At 63.9% G+C, this 8,087-nt stretch carries 9 protein-coding genes; all 9 read left to right on the plus strand.

Translation table 11 applies throughout. The annotated features are described in order from the left end of the window. The first annotated feature begins 198 nt into the window (after positions 1–198). The 9 genes from K2R93_15255 (at position 199) to K2R93_15295 (ending at position 7,845) form a co-directional block, all read left to right on the plus strand. Positions 199–1,551, plus strand: a complete 1,353-nt coding sequence (locus K2R93_15255) for a site-specific integrase (GenBank protein ID MBY0491198.1) — start codon at positions 199–201, stop codon at positions 1,549–1,551. A 296-nt stretch (positions 1,552–1,847) separates the two neighbouring features. Continuing rightward, entirely contained in the window at positions 1,848–2,108 is a 261-nt protein-coding gene (locus K2R93_15260) for a helix-turn-helix domain-containing protein (GenBank protein MBY0491199.1), read from the plus strand. Further along, a complete protein-coding gene (locus K2R93_15265) occupies positions 2,105–3,145 on the plus strand; it encodes a minor capsid protein (GenBank protein ID MBY0491200.1) in 1,041 nt (346 codons plus the stop codon). Before K2R93_15260 ends, K2R93_15265 begins: the two co-directional genes overlap by 4 nt. Before the next feature lie 276 nt (positions 3,146–3,421). Then, entirely contained in the window at positions 3,422–3,613 is a 192-nt protein-coding gene (locus K2R93_15270; protein ID MBY0491201.1) for a helix-turn-helix domain-containing protein, read from the plus strand. Then, positions 3,610–4,410 carry a hypothetical protein gene (locus K2R93_15275; GenBank protein MBY0491202.1) on the plus strand — a complete coding sequence of 267 codons (801 nt, stop codon included), beginning with the start codon at positions 3,610–3,612 and terminating at the stop codon, positions 4,408–4,410. The genes K2R93_15270 and K2R93_15275 overlap by 4 nt, the downstream gene beginning before the upstream one ends. A gap of 129 nt (positions 4,411–4,539) precedes the next feature. After that, entirely contained in the window at positions 4,540–4,944 is a 405-nt protein-coding gene (locus K2R93_15280; GenBank protein ID MBY0491203.1) for a hypothetical protein, read from the plus strand. 331 nt (positions 4,945–5,275) lie between these two features. Next, positions 5,276–5,851, plus strand: coding sequence for a hypothetical protein (locus K2R93_15285; protein ID MBY0491204.1), 576 nt, complete (start codon positions 5,276–5,278; stop codon positions 5,849–5,851). Positions 5,852–5,974: 123 nt separating this feature from the next. Then, positions 5,975–6,292, plus strand: a complete 318-nt coding sequence (locus tag K2R93_15290; GenBank protein ID MBY0491205.1) for a hypothetical protein — start codon at positions 5,975–5,977, stop codon at positions 6,290–6,292. A 308-nt stretch (positions 6,293–6,600) separates the two neighbouring features. Next, complete coding sequence (locus tag K2R93_15295) at positions 6,601–7,845, plus strand: hypothetical protein (protein ID MBY0491206.1); 1,245 nt, start codon at positions 6,601–6,603, stop codon at positions 7,843–7,845. Positions 7,846–8,087 lie beyond the last annotated feature (242 nt).

The following is an 8,087-nucleotide window of genomic DNA, read 5'->3' on the forward strand; positions in this document are numbered from 1 at the left end:
TTTTGATTGCCTTTCGGCGATTGCCCCTCCTGGGGTCGAACCAGGAACCTTCTGATCCAGAGTCAGGGCACACGCCAGTCTATACCACCTGACGATGTTTCCACAAATGCGCTAAATTATTCAAATATAGACACTAACACCGCACGGCTTTTCCGATGCTTGCCGCAAATTTCCGGAAATCCCCCTTCGTGTGTAGCCGTGCGTGTAGCCGTGGACTCCAACAAAGGCGCCACAATGCCTGTTACTGAGCAGACACCCACGAGAGCCCGAGCTGCGACCTTTGCCGAAGAGATCGACGCGGTGCTCGCCGAGCCCCACACATGGCCCCGTGACATTCCCGATTTCGGCCTTGGGTCTGTAAAGGGCTTCAAGGCTCGCGTGAACCGGGATGGCTCGGTGACGTGGTCGGTGAGCTACCGGACCCCCGGTGGCCGGGAGGCGAGCACCGTGCGCCGCGTGAAGCTCGGCGAGATGGATCCTCGCAGCCGCCAATTCCTCAGCCTGCGAGATGCCCGTCGTGAGGCCCTCGTCTATCTGGCGGAGCGACCCGAGAAGGCAGCACCGGCCCCCGAACCCGCGCCCCCACAGACGATTGGGATGCTCTTCGCTGAATACCTGAAGAGCCGAGCGGGCATCCTGAAGCCGGGAGTCCTGGCGGAATACAAGCGTCTCTTCGACCGCGAGATTGCCGACACGTTCGGCAATTGCACCGTCGAGGCAGTTACTCGCGCGGATGTTGTCCGATGGCACGAGGGCTTCAAGAAGAAAGCGTACGTCGGCAACAGAGCGCTCGCCGTCATTCGCGCCTTCTACACATGGGCGGCGAAGCGTGACCTGATCCCAGCAGGCGCGAACCCCGCGCTGCTGGTGGACAAATTCAAGGAGTCGCCGCGCGAACGGGTGTTAACCGTCGAGGAGTTCGATCGACTGAGCGAAGCACTGACCGAGGCCGAGCTCCACGGCCTCCCGCCTGCCCCTCGCTATCGGAAGAAGCCGAAGTCAGAAACGACGGCCAAGCATCGGCCAAAGTCGGCCGATAAGCCGATTCCGGCCTCGCCCATCGCCGTGGCAGCGCTTCGTTTTCTGCTGCTCAGCGGATGGCGCCTCTCTGAAGCACTTACGCTGGGATGGGACGACCTCAACTTCGATCTCGGTGTTGCCGTCCTCACGGACACGAAAACGGGTCGTTCTGTCCGGGCATTGGGCGCCGATGCACTGCAGCTCATTAGGCAGCAAAAGCGTAGGAAGAGCGATCCGCGCGTCTTCCCCATCAGGAGCCTGAATCGCCTCTGGGACGCCGTACGCCACGCGGCGGACCTAAAGGACCTGCGTATTCACGATCTCCGGCACAACTTCGCGACGCTCACCGCCAACGATGGCGCGCCCCAGCACTTCACCCAGAAGCTGCTCGGCCATCGGGACGCGAAATCAACCCAGCGCTACTCCCACCTCGCCGACCAATCGGTGCGGGCGCTCGCCGACAAGACGAGCCGCACGTTGGGGGCGCGCCTCGGGCTTCCGGCGCCACCGTCAGAGTCCTCTGCGCCCTAAGACGCGGCGACCCGAACCAAGAAGGAATATCCCAAGAGCCCTACACAACAGATCCGTCAGCCCTCGCTTGCTGGCGGATCTTTCGTTTTGTAGGATGCGGTGTCGGACTCTTGGCTTGAATTCGCGGTCGCACTCACGGGTGCACTGGGGCTGCGCGATGGCGCCCCCTTCCGACGACCACGAGCAACACCGTGCTACTTGGGGCACGGTGTCACCGCGCTCGGCGCCTTAGCGCCGCGCCTGACTCGTGAGTTGGAGCGTACCCGATGACAGCATTGCCAGTCCCCGTCCCTTCCGTGGACGACGAAGACCTCCTCCTGACGGTGAAGGAGGCGGCTGCCGCCGTGCGGCTCGCGCCGTCTACTCTCGACAAGATGCGAACGCTGGGTACCGGCCCCGAGTACTCAAAACTTGGCGGCAGAATTTTCTACTCGACGAAGGCGCTTGCTCGTTGGATTCAGAGCCGCACCCGAACGGCGGTCCATACAACATCCGATGGTATCACCCGCGAACTGCCGAAGCGCCACGCCCCCCGCAGTCGGAAGCCGCGTCGATGAACGACACCACCGAAATGTTCGGCCCGGAGTGGCAGCTCCGGTCCATCATCGCGCGCGCCCGGGCTGGCGAGACCCTCGCCAATGACGTCCTTCGCGTCTTACGCGACGCCCACCGCGAGATCGCGGAGGACGTTGCCAAGCTCGGCATCGACAACCCGACTCGCGCACGGTACACCGCCCTACTGAAGAGCATCGAGAAGATCATCGATGAGGCATACGCCGATGCGCGTAGAGTGGCGACCGAAGGACTCCTGCAGATCGATGCTGCGGAGCGCGCGGCACTCGCCGGAGTGGCCGTCTCGCACCCGCCGTCAATCGGCTTGGAGTTGGGTACGCAGGTTCCTCGCGCGCTCGCGGTGCAGGCGGCAGCCCTGCCGCACATTGTCGACGAGATCCCCCTTCGCGGAATCAACTTCGGTCAGTGGTGGACGCAGGGGGCCAAGGCCGCGCTCAGTCGAGTACAAGATCAGGTGCAGATTGGTCTCGTGCGCGGCGAGCATCCGCACCAGATCGCACGGCGGGTCCATCACGCGAAGAGCAAGGTAACTGGAACAGCGGGCGGCGAGGCCTGGAAGGGAACAGTGAAGGCCGCGCGCACGGTGATGCGAACGGCGGTAACCGCTGTGCAGACGCGGGCCTCCCTTGACGGAATGCGGGCAGCTGGGATCACGCGCGTCCGATTCGAGGCGATCCTCGATGCACGGACCAGCGTCATTTGCGCAGCGTTGGATGACAGCGAGTACGACATCGATGACGCTGATCTTCCACTACCTCCTCGCCATCCGCAGTGCCGTAGCGCGCTGGTGCCGATCGTCACGTGGGCGAGCGGACCGAACGCCGGAAAGCCCGTGATTCCGCGTGGTCGCTCGTACGAATCGTGGCTTCGAGAGCAGACCGACACGACGCAGAACAAGATCCTCGGTCGTACCCGTGCAGAAGCATGGCGAAAGGGATACGTAAGTCTCGGCGATCTTATCGCGCGCGACTCTAGGCCGCTTCGCCTTACTGAGTTGGCGGATCAGCTGCGTCCGCACTGACGCGAAAAGCGCGAGTGTGTTGTGGTTTGCACAACAGTGCGAACGTGATGAGCGACTCCTGCATTGCAGAGCGGCGACCTGTGTTGACAAGCGCGCTGATCGTCGTCACCATAGAGGTGCCGCTTACCACGGCGCTGCTAATCGCAGCACCACACCACACGGGGACACGCGCAGCGGGCCACGCGCAGGGTGTTACCCAAACTCTCTATTGAGGGTCGCAGTGCTGCGGGCGAGATCGCAGCGGTTCTTTGGTGTGGTGGGGGGGTTATGCGGAAGATGGCTGCGAACGCAGCACTCTCGACGCGACTGCTAGATGTCGTCGCGGTCGCCGAGCAGCTCAGCTGCTCAACTGACGCCGTGCGTCGAATGATCCGACGCGGGGAGCTTTCAGCGATTCAGGTTGGCCGACTCGTTCGGGTTCACCCGGACTCGCTCGCGCGCCTCATAAGCGGAGGCGCACGCCGATGACCACCATCTCTTTCGATCGCGCCCCAAGCACCGCGACGGTCAGGCGCCTGCCCACTTCTGCACACGCAGAGCGCGCCTTTCCAGACGGCCTTGTTGCTGATGGCGCTCGACCGGTCTTCACAGTGCCCAACGAGGCAGCGGTTCGAGAATCGCTCGGCTGGGCTGGCGACACCTTCGTCCAGCTGATCGCCGCGACGGCTGGCGTTGCGACGGAGGCGCGCGGCTCCATCGACTGGATCGCCGACGCAGTCGTCGCGGTCGCTGGGAACTCCGATCTCTCACCTGCGGGACGCGCGAAGGCACTTGAAGCCAAGCTCGACGCAGCCAACGCCGTGCCCGATCGGCTAGTGGAGCAGCTCGAACTCGCGGAGCGCGAGGCGGCGAGACTTCGAGCGGTCAACACCGCAGCTCGTGACACACGCGAGGCGCAGCGTGCGGCCATCGTTCGACATGTGTTCGAGTCGATGGGGCGGGATGAGGCTGGCGTTGAGATTCTTCGATGCGGAGCTGCCGCCCTCGACGGTGACCAGGACGCCATCGAGACACTTCGAGCAGTACTCGACGCACCGAAGGCATGGCGCAGTCAATACTTGCCCGGCTATGTCGAAGCGCAACGCGATACGCTTACGCTCGCGACAGATCCTGATGTCGGCGCGCGCCTCCACTGGCTCGATTGGGCGGCGACTATCGGGCACGTTGCCGTCGAAGCGCTGCGAACTTTCGTCGCAGAGGCCCGCGCGCAGGTCGGTTTTTCCAACGACCTCAACGCGTCACGCCTGACGAACGCCAATCGATGAAACGGCAACGGGCGCCGTTGTAGGCGCCCGTTGATCCATCCCCATCACACCCGCGAGCGGCCCCCGTGCGAGGATCTGCCTGCTTGCGCCATACGGGCGCAATCTATTGCGCCAGACAAGGAGCAACAAGTGTCTTCGAAGGAACTCACGTATCTGCGCCATGACATGCACGTCCACCCGCGCATCGAGACGCTCCCGCCGGTCGAACACTTCACTTACGTGATGTTGTGGCATATCTGCGACCACGAGGGGCGCCTCCTCGATAACCTACGCGAGATCGACGCGTTCGTTCACCATGGGCGTTCTCTCAGTTGTGCGTCGGAGCTTGAACGCCTTGCCGAACTCGGACTGATCCAGCGCTACACCGCCGCGACTGGCCATCGGCTGATTCAGATCATCGACCATGCGCGATGGTTCAAAATTTCTCCCTCGAAGTTCGTTCGCTCGAAGTATCCACCGCCGCAGGGCTATTCCCCTCCCGACCACGAAGAGACGGTTCACGGCAAACGGCCTTCGACGGAGACGGAACAATGACCACAGCCAAGCGCGCTTCGAGATCCGCGCGGCCCTGTCGGCTCTATCACGCAACCCAAACTCCGGACTTCGTCCGGGGTGACTCCAGAGTTACACTTGGGTTGCTGCGGACTGAGTCCGAAGTAGCTCCGAGCCGACTCCGACTAGAAGGTGAAGGTGTAGTTCGCGGTTTAGCTGGAGGTGTAGGCGAAGGCTTCCGCGATTTGCCCGCGCCTACGCCTTCCCATTGTGCTGCGCACGTGCCTACTCTCGCCTGCGAACCGCTCGCCGGATCAGGGTCACGGTCGACGCGCATCGTAGCCACTCGGCGGGTCAGCGCTGGGGGCGATCGATGAGCAATCTCGACGTGATACTCAGTTTGGCACGTTCGCCCGACGATCGACGTTTGCTTTCCGGTTGGTACGCGTCAGCGACTACCGAAAAAATGCAAACGGCGCTCGAATGGGGCGTCCGAACACAGAACCACGTCAAGGGTCCGCTGCTGGCTGCGCTCTCGCGAGCATGGCAGTTCTTCCGCACACAGGGGCGCTCCGATTGGGATGCCAAGCAGCTCACGCTTGAAGCGCTCGAAGAGCTATTCCGGAAGAAGGGCCTCGACCTCGGCAGAAACTTTTCAGACGGCTCCTTCGAGGCGTTCTACACGCGGATGGCAACTCGGCTGCCCGCTCGCCGAGAGCGACTCGCACCACCGACCCCAGCTGCAACTGAAGGCTTTCAGCCGCAGCACCTGCCGGAGGTCGACGATCGGTCGGAAGCCGAACGTGAAGCACAGCGCCGTGAGAACGAAGCCGCCATCGCGTCGTTCTGGGCCGCTCAGGGTCGCATCGGAGTCGGTGGTACGGCTCCGGACCTCGCGGAGCGTAAGCGTCAACTCCAGCGGCAGATCGCCTCGTGGCGTTCGGCCTAGAGACCAACCCCTCAAAGGGCCGCCTGTCGCTAGAAGAGCACATCAGCGGCCCGATCGACCCCGTACTCGACCCAGACCATGGCTCCACGAAAGAAGCCGCTGAAGTCCTCTGTAAGCGCCTCGATGTCTCGCTACGATCGTGCCCAAGCAGGCGGCGACGGAAAGGAAGCACTCCGGCGTGAACGCATGGCCGAAGCGGCAGCAGAGATGCAACCGCTCCGGACTGCCGATGATGCCTTAGAACGCCTCGACCAAATTGGCCGGTTTGCCGTGGCTGGGATCATTGCCGGTACCAGCGCGACGGCTGCCGCCAATGCGACCCGTGCATGGGCCGCTGTTCACCGGGATGTGAAGCTCGCGGCAGAGGTGGAGCGCCTGAAGGCTGAGCTGAAGGCGGCGAAGGCCGAACGCCCCGATGCGCCGCGCGTGGTTCGTCGATGAGAGGGGGCCGACGACTCGAACGGGATCTCTCGCAACTCGCCAGCGACGTAGGCGCCTTCGCCGATCCGCCAGCGCGCTTCAGAGTACCTGCGGGGCACTCCTACCACGGTGATCCGGTCGGCTTCGTGAAGGATCGACTGCGGGCGCAGAGCGCCACGCATCGGACGAGCGGCGAACCGTACCAATTCGCGTGGCTTGGGTCGCTGACGGCCAACGATCAGGTGGTAATTCGCACGTCACACGGGGTTGGCAAAACCACGGCGCTTTCATGGGCGGCGTTATGGTGGCTGACATCGAGACCCGAGTCGTTGGTAATCGCCCTGGCACCCACTGCCGATCGCCAAGCCCGTGGCATCCTTGCCCGCGAGGTCGAGAAGTGGGCGCGGATCGGCGGTATCGATCTCCGGCGCGACGGCTACACGCTCAACCACGACGCAAATAGCGCGCGCCTTGTGATGCTCAGCGGCATGGCCGATGTCGGCAACATCGAGGGACTTCACGCCCCTGCTGTGCTGCTCATCGCCGATGAGGCCAAGTCTCTCACGGTCGAGACCCTCGATGCTCTCGCGGGCGCCTTGACCGGCGACGAGGCGCGAACACTGATGGCCAGCACGCCGGGGGCTGCCGTTGGCGCCTTCTACGATGCCTGTTCCGACGACACCGGAACATGGGTTGCACACCATATCGGCGCACCGGACAGCAGCAACGTGAACCCCAAGTGGGTACAACGGCAGGCCGCGAAGTGGGGGACGTCCTCCCCGAGCTATATCACGCGAGTCCTTGGCGAGTTCGTCCTCGACGGGTCCGGACAGCTCTTCCCGTGGGGCCTGCTGCATGCCTCGCAGGCGTGGGAGCCCGTGGTCCCCCCGTCCCGTCATCGCTACCGCCAGACCACCATGGGCGTGGACGTCGCGCGATCGATTGCCGGGGACGCGTCGGCAGTCGTGGTCGTGAAGGACGGGCGGGTGATCCACCGGGAGACGTGGCGGGAGGCGGACTCGATGATCACCACCCAGCGGGTCGTTGCCCTTGTCGCGCAGTTCTCGCCCCAGAGCATTCGCGTCGACGCGAGCGGTCCCGGTGGGGGGGTGGTCGATCGCCTCCGGCAGCTCCGGTATCCCGTGGAAGCCGTCTACTTCGGCGGTCGCGCGTCCGAGCCGGAACGCCTCGCCAACTGGCGCGCCGAAGCCTATCACACGCTCCGGAGTCGGCTGGATGATCGCTCCCTTGCCCTGCCTGCCGATGATCGCCTGTGCGAGGAGCTAGCCGCCCTGACGGTGCTGTTCGATCGCACCGGACGGCTGCAGCTGGTCTCGAAAGACGAGGTCCGCGCGAAGCTGGGCCGAAGCCCCGACCTCGCCGATGCGCTCGCCCTCGCCGTGGCCGTCGGCGACCCGAACCTCGCCTCGCTGGCGCCGGTACGCCTGTCTGTCGGTCCGGCCACGTACTTCTCGCTCTCGCACCCGTCGCTCAACCGCCCCGATGGACTCGTGCCGTCTGGTGATCCCGTTCTCCGGATGCAGGAGCGCTGGCGTGGACGGCAGGCGAGCTAGCGAGGATTCGCCTTGTACCACGCGTTGAGGAACTCATCCAGCATTCCATCAAGATTGCTATTGAATCCCTCAGCGAACTTTGATCGCCCAACCGAGAGAATCCGTTGCGTGGAAGACCACGTGGTCGCGTAGAAGCGAAGTGGGCTCGGTGCTGATCTCGACACACCCCGGTGGACACCTCAAATCCGGCCACTGATGTACACCGCAAAACCGGCCACCACGCTGACGGGCTGAGGCTGGTT

The sequence above is a fragment of the Gemmatimonadaceae bacterium genome (assembly GCA_019752115.1).
In the GTDB taxonomy this organism is placed as follows: domain Bacteria; phylum Gemmatimonadota; class Gemmatimonadetes; order Gemmatimonadales; family Gemmatimonadaceae; genus Gemmatimonas.

Coding starts and splice junctions, on each gene's coding strand:
- K2R93_15265 (MBY0491200.1), top strand. CDS start 2,105: ATGAACGACACCACCGAAATGTTCGGCCCGGAGTGGCAGCTCCGGTCC.
- K2R93_15290 (MBY0491205.1), top strand. CDS start 5,975: ATGTCTCGCTACGATCGTGCCCAAGCAGGCGGCGACGGAAAGGAAGCA.
- K2R93_15270 (MBY0491201.1), top strand. CDS start 3,422: ATGGCTGCGAACGCAGCACTCTCGACGCGACTGCTAGATGTCGTCGCG.
- K2R93_15285 (MBY0491204.1), top strand. CDS start 5,276: ATGAGCAATCTCGACGTGATACTCAGTTTGGCACGTTCGCCCGACGAT.
- K2R93_15275 (MBY0491202.1), top strand. CDS start 3,610: ATGACCACCATCTCTTTCGATCGCGCCCCAAGCACCGCGACGGTCAGG.